Annotated in this window: 13 protein-coding genes and 3 tRNA genes; 9 read left to right on the plus strand and 7 right to left on the minus strand. The window is 72.1% G+C overall.

What is annotated here, in order from left to right; translation table 11 throughout:
* Positions 1-125: 125 nt before the first annotated feature.
* Entirely contained in the window at positions 126-494 is a 369-nt protein-coding gene (gene cutA, locus AB6L24_RS07170; RefSeq protein WP_405657071.1) for a divalent-cation tolerance protein CutA, read from the plus strand.
* Positions 495-747: 253 nt separating this feature from the next.
* Here cutA and AB6L24_RS07175 read toward each other — a convergent pair whose 3' ends face one another.
* Positions 748-2898 carry a molybdopterin oxidoreductase family protein gene (locus AB6L24_RS07175; RefSeq protein ID WP_405653363.1) on the minus strand — a complete coding sequence of 717 codons (2151 nt, stop codon included), beginning with the start codon at positions 2896-2898 and terminating at the stop codon, positions 748-750.
* Between the two features lie 107 nt (positions 2899-3005).
* Positions 3006-3308: a hypothetical protein gene (locus AB6L24_RS07180; RefSeq protein ID WP_380857250.1), complete on the minus strand. Its 303-nt coding sequence runs from the start codon at positions 3306-3308 to the stop codon at positions 3006-3008.
* Positions 3309-3502: 194 nt separating this feature from the next.
* Between AB6L24_RS07180 and AB6L24_RS07185 the strand changes: the two genes are divergently transcribed.
* From AB6L24_RS07185 to AB6L24_RS07205, 5 genes are all read left to right on the plus strand, one after another.
* Positions 3503-4546 carry a sirohydrochlorin chelatase gene (locus AB6L24_RS07185; protein ID WP_405653365.1) on the plus strand — a complete coding sequence of 348 codons (1044 nt, stop codon included), beginning with the start codon at positions 3503-3505 and terminating at the stop codon, positions 4544-4546.
* A gap of 90 nt (positions 4547-4636) precedes the next feature.
* Positions 4637-5962 (plus strand): deoxyguanosinetriphosphate triphosphohydrolase, encoded by a 1326-nt coding sequence (locus AB6L24_RS07190; RefSeq protein WP_405653367.1) that lies wholly within the window; start codon positions 4637-4639, stop codon positions 5960-5962.
* Positions 5963-6138: 176 nt separating this feature from the next.
* Positions 6139-7401 carry an NAD(P)/FAD-dependent oxidoreductase gene (locus AB6L24_RS07195; protein ID WP_405653370.1) on the plus strand — a complete coding sequence of 421 codons (1263 nt, stop codon included), beginning with the start codon at positions 6139-6141 and terminating at the stop codon, positions 7399-7401.
* A 98-nt stretch (positions 7402-7499) separates the two neighbouring features.
* Positions 7500-9404: a DNA primase gene (gene dnaG, locus AB6L24_RS07200; RefSeq protein WP_380857262.1), complete on the plus strand. Its 1905-nt coding sequence runs from the start codon at positions 7500-7502 to the stop codon at positions 9402-9404.
* A 201-nt stretch (positions 9405-9605) separates the two neighbouring features.
* Positions 9606-10889, plus strand: coding sequence for an RNA polymerase sigma factor (locus tag AB6L24_RS07205; RefSeq protein ID WP_405653372.1), 1284 nt, complete (start codon positions 9606-9608; stop codon positions 10887-10889).
* 83 nt (positions 10890-10972) lie between these two features.
* Here AB6L24_RS07205 and AB6L24_RS07210 read toward each other — a convergent pair whose 3' ends face one another.
* From AB6L24_RS07210 to AB6L24_RS07225, 4 genes are all read right to left on the minus strand, one after another.
* Positions 10973-12871 carry an ABC transporter ATP-binding protein gene (locus AB6L24_RS07210; protein WP_405653374.1) on the minus strand — a complete coding sequence of 633 codons (1899 nt, stop codon included), beginning with the start codon at positions 12869-12871 and terminating at the stop codon, positions 10973-10975.
* Between the two features lie 26 nt (positions 12872-12897).
* Positions 12898-14631, minus strand: a complete 1734-nt coding sequence (locus AB6L24_RS07215) for an ABC transporter ATP-binding protein (protein ID WP_380857271.1) — start codon at positions 14629-14631, stop codon at positions 12898-12900.
* A 261-nt stretch (positions 14632-14892) separates the two neighbouring features.
* Positions 14893-16335, minus strand: coding sequence for an FGGY-family carbohydrate kinase (locus AB6L24_RS07220; protein ID WP_125263397.1), 1443 nt, complete (start codon positions 16333-16335; stop codon positions 14893-14895).
* Between the two features lie 111 nt (positions 16336-16446).
* Complete coding sequence (locus AB6L24_RS07225) at positions 16447-16746, minus strand: YtxH domain-containing protein (RefSeq protein WP_380857274.1); 300 nt, start codon at positions 16744-16746, stop codon at positions 16447-16449.
* 168 nt (positions 16747-16914) lie between these two features.
* Here AB6L24_RS07225 and AB6L24_RS07230 point away from each other — a divergent pair.
* From AB6L24_RS07230 to AB6L24_RS07240, 3 genes are all read left to right on the plus strand, one after another.
* A tRNA-Asn gene (locus AB6L24_RS07230) sits at positions 16915-16987 on the plus strand.
* A gap of 5 nt (positions 16988-16992) precedes the next feature.
* Positions 16993-17065, plus strand: a tRNA-Asn gene (locus AB6L24_RS07235).
* 264 nt (positions 17066-17329) lie between these two features.
* Positions 17330-17406: transfer RNA gene (locus AB6L24_RS07240), tRNA-Ile, on the plus strand.
* A gap of 193 nt (positions 17407-17599) precedes the next feature.
* On the opposite strand, the gene AB6L24_RS07245 is transcribed toward AB6L24_RS07240, so the two are convergent.
* Positions 17600-20575 (minus strand): hypothetical protein, encoded by a 2976-nt coding sequence (locus AB6L24_RS07245; RefSeq protein ID WP_405653377.1) that lies wholly within the window; start codon positions 20573-20575, stop codon positions 17600-17602.
* Positions 20576-20684 lie beyond the last annotated feature (109 nt).

A 20684-nucleotide genomic window follows, 5' to 3' on the forward strand; every position in this document is an offset into this window, starting at 1 on the left:
CATCACGGAAACCGGGAGGTTGTGTAACAGCGGCGCCCAAAATTCCTGAACGTCTGATATCGGGACCTTCGGCCCGGCCGGTAGCCTCCCCGTACGTGAGCCCCGAGGAGAGGAAGCGCACCCCCGTGACCGACCACCCGAAGCCCACCGCCCCCACCGTCCTGACCGTCCTGACGACGACCGACACCCCGGACAAGGCGGACGCGCTGGCGCGCGGTGCCGTGGAGGCGCGGGTCGCGGCCTGCGCGCAGATCAGCGGCCCGGTGACGTCGGTGTACCGCTGGGAGGGTGCGGTGGAGACGGCCCGTGAGTGGCAGGTGCTCCTGAAGACGACGGAGTCCCGCTACCCCGACCTGGAGTCCTGGCTCCTGGCGGCCCACGACTACGAGACCCCGGAGATCATCGCGACCCCCGTGACCGGCGGCAGCGCGGCCTACTTGTCCTGGGTGGCGGCGGAGACCTCCGAGGAGCCCTCCGAGGGGACCCCGAAGTGACCCCGAAGTGACCCCTCCGGCGCCCTGCGCACGCTCTACGAACGAGTGGCCCGTGAGGTGCACTGCGCGGACGGGCAATTCCAGCCCGTCATGGGGGTCCCCCCTGCTCGAGCGAAGCCGAGAGCTCGGGGGAGTTTGAGGACGAGGCGCGAAGCGCCGATTCGGCGGAGGCTGTCCCACCCGAAGGGGACACCCACCCCTGGGGCCCAGGGGCGCAGCCCTGGGATCGGGAAGGGGTGGGATGGGGGAACCCTCACAGCCGTTCCACCCGCACCGCACACACCTTGAACTCCGGCATCCCCGAAACAGGATCCAACGCGGGATGGGTGAGCGTATTGGCCCGCCCGTCCCCCGCCCAGTGAAACGGCATGAACACCGTATCGGCCCGAATCCCCGAGGTGACCCGCACAGGAACCACCACCCGCCCCCGCCGCGAGACCACAGCGACAACGTCCCCCTCGGAGACCCGCAACCGCGCGGCAAGCCGAGGATGCACCTCCACGAACGCCCCGGGCGCGGCGGCGTTCAACTCCTCCACACGCCGGGTCTGCGCACCCGACTGATACTGCGAGAGCACCCGCCCGGTGGTCAGCACGACGGGATACTCCGCGTCGGTCTCCTCGGCGGCCTCCCGATGCGCGACGGCGACGAACCGGGCCCGCCCGTCCTCGGTGGCGAACCGGTCGAGAAAGAGCCGAGGCGTCCCCTCATGACGCCCCTCCCCGTCGCCCTCCCCCCGAGGGCAAGGCCAGAAGACCCCTTCCCCGTCCCCCTCCCGCAACCGCCCGTACGAGATCCCCGAGTAGTCCGCGACCCCACCCGCACTGGCCCGCCGCAACTCCTCGAACACGTCCTCGGCCACGACGGGAAACCTCTCCCCGTGCCCGAGCCGGGAGGCGAGCCCGTGCAGCACCTCCAGATCACTGCGCACACCACCGGGCGGATCGACCGCGCGCCGCCGCAGCAGCACCCGCCCTTCGAGGTTGGTGACGGTCCCGGTCTCCTCGGCCCACTGGGTGACGGGCAGGACGACATCGGCGAGCCGCGCGGTCTCGGAAAGCACCACATCGGCGACGACCAAGAAGTCCAACGACCGTATCCGCTCCTCCACATGGGCGGCGCGAGGAGCGGAGACAACAGGATTGGACCCCATGAGAAGCAGAGACTTCACATCCCGCCCCAGCGCATCGAGAAGCTCATAGGCGGACCGCCCGGGCCCGGGCAAGGAATCAGGGTCAACTCCCCACACCCCGGCGACATGCGCCCGCGCCGCAGGGTCGGTCAGCTTCCGGTACCCGGGCAACTGATCGGCCTTCTGCCCGTGTTCACGCCCGCCCTGCCCGTTGCCCTGCCCGGTGAGACACCCGTATCCGGAGAGCGGCCGCCCGGCCCGCCCGGTGGCCAGACACAGGTTGATCCAGGCGCCCACGGTGTCGGTGCCCTTGGACTGCTGCTCGGGCCCGCGCGCGGTGAGCACCATGGCGTTCTCGGCATCGCAGAAACGCCGTACGACGTCCCGCAGTTGGGGAACGGGAACCCCCGTGACGCGCTCCACGTGCTCGGGCCAGTGCGCCATGGCGGCGGCGCGGGCCTCCTCCCATCCGGTCGTACGTTCCCGGATGTACGCCTCGTCGACGCGTCCCTCGGCCACCACGAGGTGCAGGAGCCCGAGGGCGAGGGCGAGGTCGGTGCCGGGGCGGGGGGAGAGGTGGAGATCGGCGTGCTCGGCGGTGCGGGTGCGCCGAGGGTCGACGACGATCAACGTGCCCCCGTTCTCCTTGAGCTCGGTCAGGTACCGCAGGGCGGGCGGCATGGTCTCGGCGAGATTGGACCCGACGAGGATCACGCACCCGGTGCGGGCGACGTCGGCGAGCGGGAAGGGCAGCCCGCGGTCGAGCCCGAAGGCCCGCGTCCCGGCGGCAGCGGCGGAGGACATGCAGAAACGGCCGTTGTAATCGATCTGCGAGGTCCCCAGCACGACCCTCGCGAACTTCCCCAACGCATAAGCCTTCTCATTGGTGAGCCCACCCCCGCCGAACACCCCACAGGCGTCGGCCCCGTGCTCGCCCCGAACCCGCTGAAGCCCGTCGGCGACCCGGTCCAGCGCCTCGTCCCACCCGGCGGGCTCGAGCTCCCCGCTGACGGCGGACCGCACCAGCGGCTCGGTCAACCGCACCCGCGAGGACAGCAGAGCGGGCGCCGTGCGCCCCTTCCCGCACAACGCGCCCCCGTTGACGGGAAACGCGGGCCGCTCGACGACGTCCACCCCCGCGGCACCCCGGACGAGGCCCATGCCGCACTGGAGGGCGCAGTAGGGGCAGTGGGTGGGCGTGGCGTGGTCCGTCGTGGCGGGACCGGGCGCGTGCGCGGTCGGAATCCGTTCGGGTGCGGCCGTGGGGTGCATGGCCCCACCCTCCGACGCGCGTGTTTCACGCCACGGGCCTCCGGGTTACGCGAGCGGTACGGCGACCTCCGGCCGGTTCGGGCCCGGCTGTGAGGGCGGGGCGGAGCTCAGATGATGTGCACGCCCTGGCCACCCGATACATAGCCGGTGGCCCCGGGAGCGACGACCTGGAGTTCCTTCAGGTCCCGGCAGTGCGGATCGGCGTACACGTAGGCGTCGCGCCCGGTGTTGTTGACGACGAGGGCGTTGGGCGCCTTGCTGGGGTAGCAGCCCGGACGCGGGTCGTTGTACGTGGTGCCGTTGATCGTCAGCGACCCGCCGGGCTCGGCGGCGGCGACGGGCGCCGCGAACGGCAGGGTCAGGGCCACGGCGGTGGCGGCGGCAGACAGCAGTGCGGAAGCACGGGGCATGGGAGGGGTCCTCGTCCGGTGTCTGGGTGAACTGGGCCGGGAGCCTATCGACCCGCCACCGCATTTCCCGCCCGGGCACGCGGAGCGGGACCACCCTCACCCTGACAAGCCCCGCACCCCGCCCGTGAGCCTCCCGAAAACACTCGTCACGGCGACGCAACGGGACCGCAATCTGCCCCCGCCATCCTCGGTCCATGACGCCGTCGAACCCGCATCCGGACCCCACGGCCCTGCCGGACCCCACGGCCTCGCAGGATCCCGTCTCCCCGCAGGACCCCGTCTCCCCGCCGGACCCCGTCTCCCCGCCGGACCCGGCCACCCCCTTGGACACCACCGCCCAACTCATCACCCGCATCACCAGCGAGCTGGGCACCCGCCTCGGACACGTCACCCTCAACGGGTCCCCCAGAACGGACCCCACCCGCACTCCCACCCGCACCCCTGTCCCCACCTTCCCCGCCTTCCCCACCCCCGCGCTCCCCGCCCCCGCCCTCCTCCTCGTGGCCCACGGCAGCCGCGACCCCCGCGCCCGCCGCACCGTGACCGCGCTGCTCGACGTCGTCCGTGCGCTGCGTCCGGGCCTGGACGTGCGGCTCGGGCACATCGAGCTGAACGAGCCCGGGCTCGACGAGGCGCTGCGCGGCCTGCCCGCCGACGGCCCCGGCGCCGTCCTCGTACCGCTGCTCCTCAGCCGCGGCCACCACGTCAAGCACGACATCCCCGCCGCAGCCGCAGCGGCCCCTCGCTCGGGCGCGTCCCGCCCCCTCCGCCTGGCCGCCCCCCTGGGCCCCCACCCCCTCCTCGTCGAGGCCCTGCACACCCGGCTCGCCGAAGCGGGCTGGCCCGCCGGGGCCACGGCGGAGGGGCACGGCGTCGTTCTCGCCGCCGCGGGCTCCCGTGACCCGGACGCCGCCGTCGACACCCGCCGCGCCGCCGGCCTCCTCGCCCGCCGCCTCGGCGTCCCCGTCGTACCCGCGTACGCCGCGCCGACCGAGCAGACCCCGACGACGGTGCCCGCGGCCCTGCGCGCCCTCGCCGCCCGAGGCGTCCGCCGCGCCGCCGTCGCCTCGTACTTCACCGCGCCCGGCCGCTTCGCCACCCAGGTCGCCGACGCCGTGCCGTGGCTCGCCGCCGCCCCGCTCGGCGCGCACCCGGCCCTCGCCGCCCTGCTGCTGCACCGCTACGACCAGGCAAGGTCGGCCGCCCCCGTGCCCCACCGACAGCTGACGTCGGCCTGATCCCCGACCCTTGGCCGACCGGGCCCGGCCGGCCACCCCCGTCCCCCACCCCCCGCGCACCCCACCCCCCGACCCGTCTACTGTCAGTCCATGGAAGGCACCGCACCGCACCCGCACACCGTTCTCTACGACGAGGCAGCAGTCGAGCGCTGGGCGCCCGAGCCCGACAAACGGCCGGGGCGCACGGACTTCCAGCGGGACCGGGCGCGGGTCCTGCACTCGGCGGCCCTGCGTCGGCTCGCGGGGAAGACGCAGGTGGTGACGCCGGGGACCAAGAGCCAGGAGTGGGACGCCAGCGCGCGGACGCGCCTGACGCACTCGCTGGAGTGCGCTCAGGTCGGCCGGGAGCTGGGCGCCGCGCTGGGGTGCGATCCGGACCTGGTGGAGACGGCGTGCCTGTCGCACGACCTCGGCCACCCGCCGTTCGGGCACAACGGCGAACAGGCGCTCAACGAAGTCGCGCAGGGATGCGGCGGGTTCGAGGGCAACGCCCAGTCGCTGCGCCTCCTTACGCGCATCGAGCCCAAGCGGTTCGTCCGCGGCGGGAAGGACGGCGAACTGGTCAGCGTGGGGCTCAACCTCACGCGCGCCGCGCTCGACGCCGCCACCAAGTACCCCTGGCCGCGCGGCTCCCATCCGACGGACCCGTCCTCCGTGAAGTTCGGTGTGTACGACGACGACCGGCCGGTGTTCGACTGGGTGCGCAAGGAGGCACCGGCCCACCCCGGCTCCGGGCACCGCACCTGCTTCGAGGCGCAGATCATGGACTGGTCGGACGACGTCGCGTACTCGGTGCACGACATCGAGGACGGCCTGCACGCCGGGCACATCGACCCGAACCTGCTGCACGCCGAGCCCGAGCGGCAGGACGTCTTCCGTGTCGCCATCGGGCGGTACGTGAGCGCGGACACCGATCCCGCCGAGCTGGGGGAGGCGCTCGACCGGCTGCAGGAGCAGGAGTGGTGGCCGCACGGGTACGACGGGTCCGCCGTCGCCCAGGCCCGGCTCAAGGACGCCACCAGCCAGCTCATCGGCCGCTTCTGTCTGGCGGCGGAGGCGGCGACCCGGGAGCGGTACGGGACGGGGCCGCTCACCCGGTACGCCGCCGAGCTCGTCGTGCCCCGCGCGGCGCGCCTGGAGTGCGCGGTCCTCAAGGCCGTCGCGGACCGTTACGTGATGCAGCGCCCCGCCCAGGAGCGGCTCCGCGCCGACCAGCGGATCATCGTCGCGGAACTCGCCGCCGCCCTCACCGCCCGCGCCCCCGAGGGCCTCGACCCGCAGTTCCGGGCGCTGTACGACGCGGCCACTGACGACCGCGCCGCCCAGCGCGTCGTCATCGACCAGATCGCGTCCCTCACGGACGCCGCGGCGCGCTCCCTGCACCGACGGCTCACGGGGGACCCTCATAGGCGATGACCGTCGCACCCCATAAATTGGGCAACCCAGACGGTGAGTGACCACGACCGCGAGAGCGGCGCCGGATCCGGCGCGGAGGGCGTGACGGAAAGTGGCCGAAGGGGCGCGTACCCTCTTCCGTCCTCACGCTCCGTGCGGGACGCTCCCATGAGCTGAAGGTTTCGAGGAGGCATCAAGTGGTCGACGCGGATCAGACGTTCGTCATCGTCGGAGGGGGCCTCGCGGGCGCGAAAGCGGCCGAGACGCTCCGGACCGAGGGCTTCACAGGGCGGGTGATCCTCATCGGCGACGAGCGCGACCACCCCTATGAACGCCCACCCCTGTCCAAGGGCTATCTGCTGGGCAAGGAGGACCGCGACAGCGTCTTCGTGCACGAACCCGGGTGGTACGCGCAGGCCGACGTCGAACTGCACCTCGGCCAGACCGTCGTCGCCATAGACCGCGCCGCGCACACCGTCCGCCTCGGCGACGGCACCGTCATCCGCTACGACAAGCTGCTCCTCGCCACCGGCGCCGAGCCGCGCCGTCTCGACGTCCCCGGCACCGACCTCGCGGGCGTGCACCACCTGCGCCGCCTCGCGCACGCCGACCGCCTCCGGCACGTCCTCGCCGCCCTCGGCCGCGACAACGGCCATCTGGTGATCGCGGGCGCGGGCTGGATCGGCCTGGAAGTCGCCGCGGCCGCCCGGGAGTACGGCGCGGAGGTCACCGTCGTCGAGCCCGAGCCGTCGCCGCTGCACGCCGTCCTCGGCCCCGAGGTCGGCCAGATGTTCGCCGACCTGCACGCCGAGCACGGCGTCCGCTTCCACTTCGGCGCCCGCCTCACCGAGATCGCGGGCCAGGACGGCATGGTCCTCGCCGCCCGCACCGACGACGGCGAGGAGCACCCGGCGCACGACGTGCTCGCCGCGATCGGCGCCGCCCCGCGCACCGCGCTCGCCGAGTCCGCGGGCCTCGACCTCGTCGACCGCGCGGACGGCGGCGGCATCGCCGTGGACGTCACCCTGCGCACCTCCGACCCCGACATCTACGCCGCCGGGGACGTCGCCGCCGTCCAGCACCCGCTCTTCGGCACCCGCCTGCGCGTCGAGCACTGGGCCAACGCCCTCAACGGCGGCCCGGCCGCCGCCCGCGCCATGCTCGGCAAGGACGTGACGTACGACCGCGTGCCGTACTTCTTCTCCGACCAGTACGACGTCGGCCTGGAGTACTCGGGGTGGGCGCCCCCGGGCACGTACGACCAGGTGGTGATCCGCGGCGACGCGGGCAAGCGCGAGTTCATCGCGTTCTGGCTGAGCGACGGGCAGGTCCTCGCGGGCATGAACGTGAATGTGTGGGACGTCACGGAGGCGATCCAGAAGCTCATCCGCAGCGGTGTCCGCCCGGACCCGGAGGCCCTCGCCGACCCGTCCCGGCCCCTCACGGCCCTCCTGGAGTGATGAGTTTCGGCCACTTCGTCGCCCGCCGCCGGGGCCACCGGCCACCGGCGGCTCACGGCGGCACCTGGAGTGTCGGCGCCTGGCCGTAGAATTCCCGCGTGGCTGGACGGATCAATGACGAGGACGTGAAGGCGGTTCGGGACGCGGTCCCGATCGACGCCGTCGTGTCCGAGTACCTCCAGCTGCGCAACGCGGGCGGCGGAAACCTCAAGGGCCTCTGCCCCTTCCACGACGAGAAGTCGCCGTCGTTCCAGGTCAGCCCCAGCAAGGGCCTGTTCCACTGCTTCGGCTGCCAGGAAGGCGGCGACACCCTCACCTTCGTGATGAAGGTCGACCACCTCACCTTCTCCGAGGCGGTGGAGCGCCTCGCCGGCAAGGCGGGCATCACACTGCGTTACGAGGAGGGCGGGTACAACCCCTCCCACCAGCGCGGCGAACGCATCCGCCTGATCGAGGCGCACAAGGCGGCCACCGACTTCTACATCGCCCAGCTGGAGAGCGCCGAGGCCGAGATCGGCCGCAAGTTCCTCGCCGAGCGCGGCTTCGACCAGGCCGCCGCCGCGCACTTCGGCGTGGGCTACAGCCCGGCGGGCTGGGACCACCTCACCCGCTTCCTGCGCGGCAAGGGCTTCACGGACAAGGAACTGATCCTCTCCGGGCTCTCCCAGGACGGCCGCCGCGGCCCCATCGACCGTTTCCGGGGCCGCCTGATGTGGCCGATCCGCGACATCGGCGGCGAGGTCGTCGGCTTCGGCGCCCGCAAGCTCCGCGACGACGACAACGGCCCGAAGTACCTGAACACGCCCGAGACCCCGGTCTACAAGAAGTCCCAGGTCCTGTACGGCATCGACCTCGCCAAGAAGGACATCGCCAAGGCCAGCAGGGCCGTCGTCGTCGAGGGCTACACCGACGTCATGGCCTGCCACCTCGCGGGCGTCACCACGGCCATCGCGACCTGCGGCACGGCCTTCGGCGGCGATCACATCAAGATCCTGCGGCGCCTCCTCATGGACAACGGCTCCGCCCGGGTGATCTTCACCTTCGACGGCGACGCGGCCGGCCAGAAGGCGGCCCTGCGCGCCTTCGAGGACGACCAGAAGTTCGCCGCCGAGACGTACATCGCCATCGCGCCCGACGGCATGGACCCCTGCGACCTGCGGCTCGCCAAGGGCGACGAGGCGGTCGCCGACCTCGTCCAACCCCGCACCCCGCTGTTCGAGTTCGCCCTCCGCCAGATCGTCGCGCGGTACGACCTGGAGACCCCCGCGGGCCGCGCCGCCGCCCTCGACGAGGCCGCGCCCGTCGTCGCCCGCATCAAGAACACCGGCGCGCAGCACGAGGTCGCCGTGCAGCTCGCGGGCATGCTCGGCATCCTCGACACCCAGTTCGTCGTCAAGCGCGTGGCGCAGCTCGCCCGCTGGGCACGCGAGCGCGGCAGCAAGGGTCCGGCCCCGCAGCGCGGCGCCGCCCCGCAGGGCCCCGCCCCCGCCGCCCGCCAGGGCCACGCGGGCCCCGCCCTGAACCTGCGCAACCCGGTGTACGCCACCGAGCGCGAGCTCCTCAAGCTCGCCCTCCAGCACCCCGACCTGGTCTCCCCGGCCTTCGACGCGTACGGCGTCGACGAGTTCACCGCCGCCCCCTACGCCGCCGTGCGCCAGGCGGTCCTCGACGCGGGCGGCGCGGAGTACGGCACCCAGGACCCGCAGGACTACCTGGTCCGGGTCCGCGACGCGGCCCCCGACGACGGGGTCCGCGCCATGGTCACCGAGCTGGCCGTCGAGGCGATCATGCGGCGGACCGTCGACGCGGCGTACGCGGGGGAGCAACTGGTCACCGTGCGGCTGCGCGCCGTGGACCGACGCGTCCGCGACGTCCAGGGCACCTTCGCCCGCCTCGCGGGCAGCCACGGCGACCCCGAGCAACTCTCCGCCGTGCAGAACGAGTTGTGGGTCCTTCAGCAGTACGGGCGGGCGTTGCGCGAGCGGGGCGCGGCGGCGCTGTAGGTGTTTTGGCCCGTCCGGCGTTTGAGGACGAGGCCCGAAGGGCCGAAAAGCGGGGGAGAGGGGCGCAGCCCCCTGTGCGCGCGGCCCGGGCGGGTGCGTGAACCGGCCCGCGCCGGGTAACCGGCCGGTTACGGACCGGACTCAAAAAGTCCCCGCACGCCCCTCGTGGCGGCCGTGTGTCGTACTCCACACTGGGGTGCGGTGCCTGAGTCCTCGGAGCGCGGCCGGCCCGCAGCAGACAGCGGGTCCGACATTCCCGCGGTTCCACACATCGTGTTCGGGACGGACAGCGGCGAGGCCGTCGACGCCGGTCCCGCTGTACCGCTGCCGTCCCCCGCGGCAGCGATCACCCTGGAGGTCGCCCCCGTGCAGACCCAGACCCTCACCCAGACCGACACCGCCGCGCCCGTGGACGCGGTGGACGCCGACGTCATAGCGGTGGTGCCGCCGCAGGGCCACGCACCGCTCCACCCGGAACTACCGGAGGCCACCGAGCAGGCCCCGGAGCAGGCGTCCGAGGAGGTCGTCGAGGTCGTCGAGGTGCCGAGCCCCCGCAGCCGCGCCGACACCGGTGGCCCCTCCTCCGACCTGTTCCGCCAGTACCTGCGCGAGATCGGCCGCATCCCCCTGCTCACCGCCGCCGAGGAGGTCGAGCTCGCGCGCGGCGTCGAGGCGGGCCTGTTCGCCGAGGAGAAGCTGGCGGGCACCCTCGACCCGGACTCCCAGCTCGCCCTCGACCTGGACAAGCTGGTCGTGATGGGCCGGATGGCCAAGCGCCGCCTCATCGAGGCCAACCTGCGCCTGGTCGTCTCCGTCGCCAAGCGGTACGTGGGCCGCGGCCTGACGATGCTCGACCTGGTCCAGGAGGGCAACCTGGGCCTGATCAGGGCGGTGGAGAAGTTCGACTACGCCCGCGGCTACAAGTTCTCGACGTACGCCACCTGGTGGATCCGCCAGGCCATGTCCCGCGCCCTCGCCGACCAGGCCCGCACCATCCGCGTGCCCGTCCACGTCGTCGAACTCATCAACCGTGTCGTCCGCGTCCAGCGCCGCATGCTCCAGGAGCGCGGCTACGAACCGACGCCCGAAGAGGTCGCCGCCCACCTGGACCTGCCGCACGAACGCGTCAGCGAGGTCCTGCGCCTCGCCCAGGAGCCCGTGTCGCTGCACGCGCCCGTGGGCGAGGAGGACGACGTCGCGCTCGGCGACCTCATCGAGGACGGCGACGCGGCGAGCCCCGTGGAGTCGGCGGCGTTCCTCCTCCTGCGCGAACACCTGGAGGCGGTCCTCTCCACGCTCGGCGAACGCGAACGCAAGGTCGTCCAGCTCCGCTACGGCCTGGCGGACGGCCGCCCCCGCACCCTGGAGGAGATCGGCAGAATCTTCGGCGTGACCCGCGAACGCATCCGCCAGATCGAATCCAAGACCCTCAACAAGCTGCGGGACCACGCGTTCGCCGATCAGCTTCGCGGCTACCTCGACTGAAAGCGCCCCGTAAGGGGCGCGGGGAACTGCGCGACCAGCCACAACGGACCGGAACACGCAGCTCCTCCAAGCCCCGACGGCGCTTAGTCGACCTCAGCCACGGCCTGCGCGAACTGAGCCGCGTACAACCGCGCGTACGCCCCCTCCGCCGCCAACAGCGCGTCATGCGTGCCCTGTTCCACGATCGCCCCGTCCTCCATCACGAGAATCGTGTCGGCGTCGCGAATCGTCGACAGACGATGAGCGATGACGAACGACGTCCGCCCGTGCGCGAGCCGCGCCATCGCCTTCTGGATGAGCACCTCGGTCCGCGTGTCCACGGAACTCGTCGCCTCGTCGAGGACCAGGATCACCGGGTCGGACAGGAACGCCCGAGCGATGGTGATGAGCTGCTTCTCACCGGCGCTGACCCCCGTGCCCTCGTCGTCGATGACGGTGTCGTACCCGTCGGGCAGCGTCCGGATGAACCGGTCGGCGTGCGCGGCCCGCGCGGCCTCCTCGACCTGCTCGCGCGACACGTCCTTGGCGGCGCCGTACGCGATGTTCTCCGCGATGGTGCCGCCGAACAGCCAGGTGTCCTGGAGCACCATGCCGATGCCGCCGCGCAGTTCGTCGCGGGACATCTTCGCCACGTCGACCCCGTCGAGGGTGATGCGCCCGCCGGTGACCTCGTAGAACCGCATGAGCAGATTGACGAGGGTCGTCTTGCCCGCGCCCGTCGGTCCGACGATGGCGACGGTGTGCCCCGGCTCCACGACCAGCGACAGGTCCTCGATCAGCGGCTTGTCCTTCTCGTAGCGGAAGGACACGTGCTGCATCTCGACGAGTCCGCGCGGGTCCACGGGGCGCTCGCCCGGCACCGGGTCGGCCTCCTGCTCGTCGGCGTCGAGGAGCTCGAAGATCCGCTCGGCCGACGCGACACCGGACTGCACCAGGTTCGCCATGGAGGCGACCTGCGTCAGCGGCATCGAGAACTGCCGGGAGTACTGGATGAAGGCCTGCACGTCACCGATCGAGAGGGACCCGGAAGCCACCCGCAGGCCGCCCACCACAGCCACCAGCACATAGTTCAGATTCGACATGAAGAACATCAGCGGCTGCATGATCCCGCTGTTGAACTGCGCCTTGAACGACGCCTCGTACAGCGCGTCGTTGTGCTCCGCGAAGGCCTTCGCGGACTCCTCCTGGCGGCCGAAGACCTTCACCAGGGTGTGTCCGGTGTACATCTCCTCGACGTGCGCGTTCATCGCGCCCGTGGACTTCCACTGCTGCACGAACTGCGGCTGCGAGCGCTTGCCGACCTTCGTCGCCACGACGAACGAGAGCGGCACGGTCACCAGCGCCACCAGGGCGAGCAGCGGCGAGATCCAGAACATCATCGCGAGCACGCCGATGATCGTCAGGAGCGAGTTGATGAGCTGGCCCATCGACTGCTGCAGCGTCTGGTTGATGTTGTCGATGTCGTTCGTGGCCCGGCTCAGGACCTCGCCGCGCTGCCGCTTGTCGAAGTACGACAGGGGCAGCCGCGACAGCTTCGCCTGCACGTCGCCGCGCAGCCGGAACACGGTCCGGTTGATGGCCCGGTTGGAGAGCCGCGTGGCCACCAGCATCATCAGGCCCGCCGCGAGGAACGCGCCCGTCGCGAGCAGCAGCACCGAGCCGACCGCGCCGAAGTCGATGCCGTCACCCGGCGTGAAGTCGAGCCCGGAGAGCATGTCGGCCATGCCGCCGTCGCCGTGCTCGCGCAGCCGCTCGATGGCCTCGGCCTTCGACTCGCCCTCGGGCATGTCACGGCCGACGATGCCCGCGAAGACCAGGTCGGTCGCGTGGCCGAGGATCTTCGGGCCGAGCACGGAGAGCGCGACGCTGATGACGACGGCCGCGAGCATCCCGTACATCGTGACCCGCTCAGGACGGAACTGCGCGAGCAGCCGCTTCCCGGAGCCCTTGAAGTCCATGGACCGGGAGTCGGGCCCCATCATCGGTCCACCGATGCCACCAGGCGGCATTACGCGGCCTCCGCTTCCGTCAGCTGGGAGAGGACGATCTCCCGGTACGTCTCGTTGTCGTCCATCAGCTCGTGATGGCGGCCCGTGCCGACGACCCGGCCCTCGTCGAGGACCACGATGCGGTCGGCGTCACGGATGGTGGACACCCGCTGGGCGACGATCACGACGGTCGCCTCCCGGGTCTCCTCGGTGAGCGCGGCCCGCAGGGCCGCGTCGGTGGCGTAGTCGAGCGCGGAGAAGGAGTCGTCGAAGAGGTAGATCTCCGGCCGCTGCACCAGCGTCCGCGCGATGGACAGGCGCTGCCGCTGACCGCCGGACACATTGGAGCCGCCCTGCGCGATCGGCGCGTCGAGCCCCTCCGCGAGCCCCGTCACGAACTCCTTGGCCTGCGCCACCTCCAGGGCGTGCCACAGCTCCTCGTCCGTCGCGTCCGGATTGCCGTACCGCAGATTGCTCGCCACGGTCCCGGCGAACAGATACGGCTTCTGCGGTACGAGTCCGACGGTGCGGGCGAGCAGCGCGGGCTCGACGGCGGCCACGTCGACGCCGCCCACCAGGACCTCGCCCTCGGTGGCGTCCATGAGCCGCGGCACGAGGCCGAGGAGCGTCGACTTGCCGCTGCCCGTCGACCCGATCACGGCGGTCGTCTCGCCGGGGCGCGCGACCAGGTCGATGGCCTTGAGCACCGGCTCCTCGGCGCCCGGGTAGCGGAAGCCGGCGCCGCGCAGCTCCAGATGGCCGTGGCCGCGCAGCTCCCGCACCGGCTCCGCCGGGGGCACCACGCTGGTGTCGGTGTCCAGGACCTCCTGGATGCGCTCGGCGCACACCTCGGCCCGCGGGATCATCATGAACATGAAGGTGGCCATCATCACGGACATGACGATCTGCATGAGATAGGCGAGGAACGCGGTGAGCGCGCCGATCTGCATGTCGCCGTCGTCGATGCGGTGCGCGCCGAACCAGACGACGGCGATCGACGACAGGTTCACCACCGTCATGACGATCGGGAACATCAGCGCGAGCAGCTTGCCGGAGCTCACCGAGACCTCGGTCAGCTCGGCGTTGGCGCCCCGGAAGCGCTCCTTCTCGTAGGAGTCGCGGACGAAGGCGCGGATGACGCGATTGCCGGTGATCTGCTCGCGCAGGACCCGGTTCACCGTGTCCAGGCGCTCCTGCATGGTGCGGAACAGCGGCCGCAGTCGGCGCACGATCAGGCTGACGCTGATGCCGAGCACCGGCACCACGGCGAGCAGCACCGACGACAGCGGCACGTCGAGGCCGAGCGCCATCACGATGCCGCCGACGCACATGATCGGCGCCGACACCATCAGCGTGAACGCCATCAGGACGAGCATCTGGACCTGCTGGACGTCATTGGTCGTCCGCGTGATCAGCGTGGGCGCCCCGAACTGGCCGAGCTCCCGCGCGGAGAAGGACTGCACCCGGTCGAACACGGCGCCCCGGACGTCCCGGCCGACGGCGGCCGCGGTGCGGGCGCCGTACAGGACGGCGCCGATGTTGCACACCATCTGGCCCACGGTGACGGCGAGCATCAGGGCACCGAACGACAGGATGTATCCGGTGTCCCCCTTGATGACACCGTTGTCGATGATGTCGGCGTTCAGAGTGGGGAGATAGAGCGAGGCGCAGGTCTGCAGGAACTGCAGGAGCACCAGCAAGGCGATGGGCTTCTGGTACGGACCCAGATGGGTCCGCAGGAGTCGTATGAGCACGCTCGTCTCTCGGCTGGGTCTTGGACGGTGGGAGGCGTCGACGAAGTCGCCCACCATCCTGCGCCACCGCACCCGCCCCCGTGCAACCGATTAACCCATGACCCGGTCAAAAATCAGCCTTGGTCAAGAACTGGGCACACTGAACGCTTCGGCTCACTCACGCTGCGCTGCGGAATGTCCAATTCCGCAGCAAAGCGACCGACCCGGCCGAACGCTGTCGACCGGGTCCCTGGCAATGACCGGGAGGGGGGGAGAGGCGGCTCAGGCGACCGGCGTCCCCGAGAACGCCCCCGGATGCGCCTGCTCCCGCACCGTCACGTACTGCTGCCGCACCGCCTGCCCCACGGCCAGCTCCTCGCCGGGCTCGAAGACCTGCGACACCGCGCCCTGCCACAGCGGCAGCTGCCCGGTCAGCGCCCAGGCGGCCTGCCGCGCCGCGCCGATCGCCGCGTAGTCCGCGGGCTGTACGACCACGACCTGCGTGCCGAACAGCATCGGCGCCATCGCCCGCACCGCGGGCAGATCGGCGGCGGGGCCGAGCAGGAACACGCGCCGCACCTCGACGCCCCGCCCGCGCAGCACGTCGAGGGCGTCGCCGAGCCCGCACAGCATGCCCTCGAACGCGGCGCGCGCCAGGTGCTCGGGCTTCATCGACTCGCGCCGAAGGCCGGTCAGGGTGCCCGCCGCGTGCGGCAGGCTCGGCGTCTTCTCCCCCTCCAGATAGGGGAGCAGGACGAGGCCGTGGGCGCCGGGCGTCGACTTCAGGGCCAGGTCGGACAGCGCTTCGAGGTCGGGCAGGCCCAGCATCTCGGCGGTGCCGCGCAGCGCCCGTACGGCGTTGAGGGTGTGCACGACCGGCAGGTGCATGCCGGTGGCGTCGGCCAGCGACGTGATCGTCCCGCTCGGGTCGACCAGCGCCTCGTGGTGCACCGCCATCACGGACCCGGAGGCGCCGAGCGAGACGACGGCGTCGCCCTGCTGCACCCCGAGCCCGAACGCGGCGGCCATGGTCTCGCCGGTGCCGGCCGAGATCAGCAGCCCCTCCGGCGTCGTACCCGCGGCATCCGCCGGACCGATGACCTCCGGCAGCATCGCCTGATGCCCGAGGGCCAGCTCCACCAGGTCCGGGCGGTAGGAACCGGTCGCCGCCGACCAGTACCCGGTGCCTGAGGCCCCGCCCCGGTCGGTGGTGCGGCGCGCGGGCCGCCCGAGCAACTGCCACACCAGCCAGTCGTGGGCCTGCATGAGCATCTGGGTGCGCAGCGCGGCCTCCGGCTCGTGCCGGGCCAGCCAGCGCAGCTTCGTCACGGGCATCGGGGCCTGCGGTACGCAGCCCACCGCCTGGGCCCACGCCTGGCGGCCGCCGAGTCCGTCGACGAGGTCGGCGGCGGCGACCTGGGCGCGCGGGTGGTTGCCGACGAGGGCGGGGCGGACCGTGTTGCCCTGCGAGTCGAGCGGGACGAGGGCGTGCTGCTGCGCGCACACGCCGATCGCCTGCACGCCTTCGAGCAGTCCGCCGCCGGCCGCCTCGCCGAGCGAGAGCAGCCAGGCCTGCGGGTCGACGTCCGTCGGTTTCCCGCCGCCCTCCGGGGCCTCCACCGGATGCGGGGCATAGCCCTGCCTGAGTACGGCACCCGTGTCGGCGTCACAGACCACGATGCGTGTGAATTCGGGCGAACTGTCCAACCCCGCGACTATCCCCATGCCGAGGATTCTGCCGCACAACGGACGATGCCCCGCACGGCTGTCCGTACGGGGCACGTCGTCGCAGGTGACCGGGCGGCGAAGGCGCGCCCGGCGCACGCAGCGCACCGGCTATGTATTGCTGGTGCCCCAGTCGTCCTCCGCGCCCTGCCCGCGCTCGCGCAGCGACCGCACCCGGTCGGCCACGGAGTCCGGCATCCGGTCGCCGACCTTCTCCGACACCGAGTGGAAGGCCTTGCCCGCGACGTCCCTGCCCTGCTGGGCGGCGGACTCCACGGTGTTGCGGACGGCGGGGTTCTGGGAGATCTCGCGGACCGATTTCTTCAGCTGCTCGTAACGCTCGCGTCCGGCCCGGGTCCCGAGCACGTACCCGAGTGCCAGACCTGCCACGAATGTGAGCCGGTAGCGCATGACGGCCACCCTTCCCTTGCCTCGACTGTCCCGACGTCGGTCGCAGGGGATACCGATTGGCGGAGCACCCCCCTGCTTGCGCTAATGTATGTGTCGCAGCGAGCGCACGCCGCCCGGGAATCCCCAGGTAGGTGACATTGTTGCAGTGACTCCGTCACCACGGGTCATTCCCCTGTAGCTCAATTGGCAGAGCAGCCGGCTGTTAACCGGCAGGTTACTGGTTCGAGTCCAGTCGGGGGAGCGCGGTCTCCTGTAGCTCAATTGGCAGAGCAGCCGGCTGTTAACCGGCAGGTTACTGGTTCGAGTCCAGTCGGGAGAGCTGTTCGAGAGGGCCCCTGAAGCGTTCGTTCGCGACGCGCCGGGGGCCTTCTCACATGCCCGGACCCGTCCCGGACCCGTCCCGTACCCGTCCCGGATCCACCCTCAACGATCCCTCGTACGTGCTTGTTTCGCCCCCGGTGGAACCGCGCGGGCCGCAGCGGGGTCCTCATGGTCGTGCATAGCCGACCAGCCGGAGCAGGAGATCGTATGAGCGGCTATGCTGCGGCAGACGGCGCGCACAAATGTGCGCGACGCGCCGTTAGGGGCGGTAGCTCAGCCGGTTAGAGCAGCGGACTCATAATCCGTCGGCCGTGGGTTCGAGTCCCACCCGCCCCACCACCCGGCACAGGTGCAGAAACGATCTGAGCTGGCTTTCTCCGACCCCGGACCGACCTTGTCGGCCGGGGTCGACTGCTGTCAGGACCCGGCGTCAGCCGGGCGTTCCGCGGTGATCGACTCGTTGGTGTGAAAGTCCGGGACGCGCTTCCCGCGCCCCGGCTCCCGGGGCCCGCCCGCCCCGGGAGAGCCCACCTCACAGCTCGTCGCGTGCCTCTCGCCGCCGGTGCGCGATCGCCGCGAGCAACGTCCCCGCCGCGAGCAGCGCCGCGGCGACCCCCGATGCCATCCACACGCCCCCGGACCCGGTGTCCGGCAGCGGCGGTGTGGGGGTCGTCTCCGACGGTGAGGGGGACGGGGTGTCCGACGGCGACGGGGACGGGGAGTCCGACGGCGAGGGTGACGGGGAGTCCGACGGTGAGGGTGACGGCGACGGGGAGTCCGACGGGGACGGTGAAGGGGAGTCCGAGGGTGAAGGGGACGGGGACGGGGACTCTGACGGAGATGGGGACGGGGACGGGGACGGGGTGGGGCTTAGCTCGGCCACCACCCACGGGGCCTCCGTCGCGAGCAGGCGGCGCGTCGAGCCGTCGGGCCGGCGGCGGTCGCCGGCGATGGCGATCTTGTTCCAGGTGCGCTCGCCGCCCTCGAAGGGCCCGTCGGGGCCGCGCTCGGGCACGTCCATGAGCCAGCGCAGCGTGTAGCGCTCGCCGGCCGAGAACACATGGTCGCCGAAGTCGAAGCGGACCGAGCGGATCCGGCTCCAGTCGGTGACCTGGCCCGCGGGCAGGAAGGACGGGTCGGGGCGTCCTTCGCACTGGAAGGGGGCGCTGTCGTCCGGGGTGTTGTCCATCTCGGGGCGGCACGGGTCGGCCTTGTCCGAGTAGGTGAGGGTCACGGGGGCGGAGCCCGTGTCGATCGGGCCGGTGAGCCGTGGGCGCCACTCGCTGGTGACGTCGTCCCCGTACCGGCCGCTGGTGACGCCGGTGGTGCCGGGGGCGGGCAGCAGGTCGTAGGCGACGACGTTGGTGAGGGCGGTGTTGCCCATGTTGCCGAGCACGGTGCGGTACTCGACGGTGCCGCCGATCGTCGACCGGCCGACCTCGTCCTCCTTGCCGGGGACCTCCGCCGAGCCCTTGAACGCGTCGTCCTCGTCGCCCTTGACCTCCTTGGTGACGAACAGCGCGGAGGACTCGGCGACGGCGAAGTCGTCGGTGGCCTCGGCGACGTTCTCGCCGGTGTCGCCGTCGCCGTCGATGTCGTGCCGGTCGGTGGTGCGGGTGTTGATCGGCCGCTCGGCGTCGTAGAGCCCGGCGCGGTTGCCCGCGTAGTCGGCCTCGCCCGGTGAGCCGCCGTAGGTGCCGCTGGCGACGCCGGGCTCGACGGTCGTACGGAAGGTGTAGACGCAGGCGGAGTCGTCGGCGGGGATCTCGGCGCCGGGCTCGGCGGTCAGCTCGACGCGGGTGCGGCCGCCGGGGATCGTGGGTCCGTCGGTGACCGTCTCGGTGAAGCGGTCGCCCGCGGGGCAGTAGGCGGGCTGGCCGTCGGCGAGGGTCCAGGAGCCCTTCACATAGGCGAGCTGGCGGGGCACGAGGTCCACGAAGCGGGGGCGCAGCGGTGAGGAGCCGGTGCGGTAGCGGTCGTTGGTGAGGGTCACGGTCCAGGTGTGGCCGCCGCCGGGGCCGACGGGCGCCGGCTCGGTGGACTTGGAAAGATCGGGCTGGGAGACCTCCGGCTCGATGTGGAAGCCGGCGCAGGACTCCTCCTCGGCGGTGCCGCTGCCGCCGGTGAGGCCGAGGCGGGCGCAGTTGTCGACGTCGCCGCTGCCGCCGGGGACCTCGGAGCCGTCGGCGCGGCCGGAGATCTGCACGACGAGGTTGGTGCCCGCGGGCAGGCGCGGCACGTCTACGCGTACGGAGACGAGGTCGCCGAGGCCGCTCACGTCGACGGTCTGCCCGGACGGTCTGACGGTCTCGGTGCTGCCGTCGCGCCGGGTCACGACCACCGACCAGTCGCCGTCGTGGGCCCCGCCGGACGGGGTGGACAGGCGGAGGGTCTGGGGGTCGAACCCGGCGGGCAGGGTGTCGCCGATGCGGGCGTCGGCGGCGTCGGTGCCGGTGTTCGCGAAGCGCAGGACGTACGAGACGCGCTGGCCGTTCGCGGCGAGCGGCGGGTCGACGGACTTGTCGAGGGTGCCGGACACCTCGCCGCCGCCGGAGCCGACGACGGTGTCGGCCGTGTCGGATTTGGTGACCTTCTCGGTCTCGGGCCCGAACGGGTCGCCGGTGACGGACGCGGTGTCGGTGAGGGTGGTGCCGTCGGCGACGCCGTCGCGGACCTTCACGCGGATCTCGTGCACGACGCCGTAGGGAAAGCTCTCCACCTGCGCCAACTGGTCGCCGGGCCGGTCGGGTTCGGTGTCGACGGGCCAGGAGATCGTGCGCGTCGCCGCGTCGTAGGTGTAGCCCGCGGGGGTGGCGTCGACGAGGTCGACGCCCTCGGGGAGCACGTCGGTGAGGACGGCGTTCTCCAGGGCGAGGTTGCCGCGCGGGCGGTTGGCGTTGCGGGGGTCGTTGGTGGCGGTGACCTTGTACGTGATCGTCTCGCCTGGCCGGGCGCGGGACGGGCCCTCCTTGCGGATCGCCGGGTTCGGCTCGGCGGTCACCTCGACGACGGCGTCGTCGGCGCTCGGGGTGCCGTCACCGTTGGTGGCGGTCGCCGACATCCCCGCCCTCTGGTCGCCGGGCGGCGTCCAGTAGTCCTCGGTGGGCCAGCTGACGGTGAGCTGGGAGCTCTGCCCGCTGGCGATGGAGCTGTACGTGACGGTCACGGTGCCGTCGTCGTCGGCGGTCACGCCGGTGACGCCCGGCGGGTAGGGCTGCGACACCACGCCCTTGCCGGAGGCGCCGGGCGGGGGTGTGAAGGTCACGGTCACCGACTGGCAGTCGCCGGGGATCGAGCACTGGATGAACCCGTTGTACGTCACGTGGTCGCCCGCGGGCACCGGCGACGTGCCCGGGTCGAGCCGGACGCTCATCCGGGGGTCGGCGCGGGCCTCGCTGTCGTGGGGCACGAGGGCGAGCGCCGCGAGGGCGGCGACGAGCACGGCCACCGCGGCGACGAGCGCGCGACGGTACCGGTGGGCGATGGGGACCACGGCACTTCCGACCACGAGGGGACCTGAGGACGCGTCAACTGTGGGCCGGTGGCGGGCGGCTTCGGCCGCTACGACAAGGCGTTAAGCGCACGTTTCACCTGAAAGGCCCTGTCTCCGCGCCCGA

Origin of the sequence: Streptomyces sp. RK9 (assembly GCF_045070545.1) — a bacterium.
Taxonomy (GTDB): domain Bacteria; phylum Actinomycetota; class Actinomycetes; order Streptomycetales; family Streptomycetaceae; genus Streptomyces; species Streptomyces alboflavus.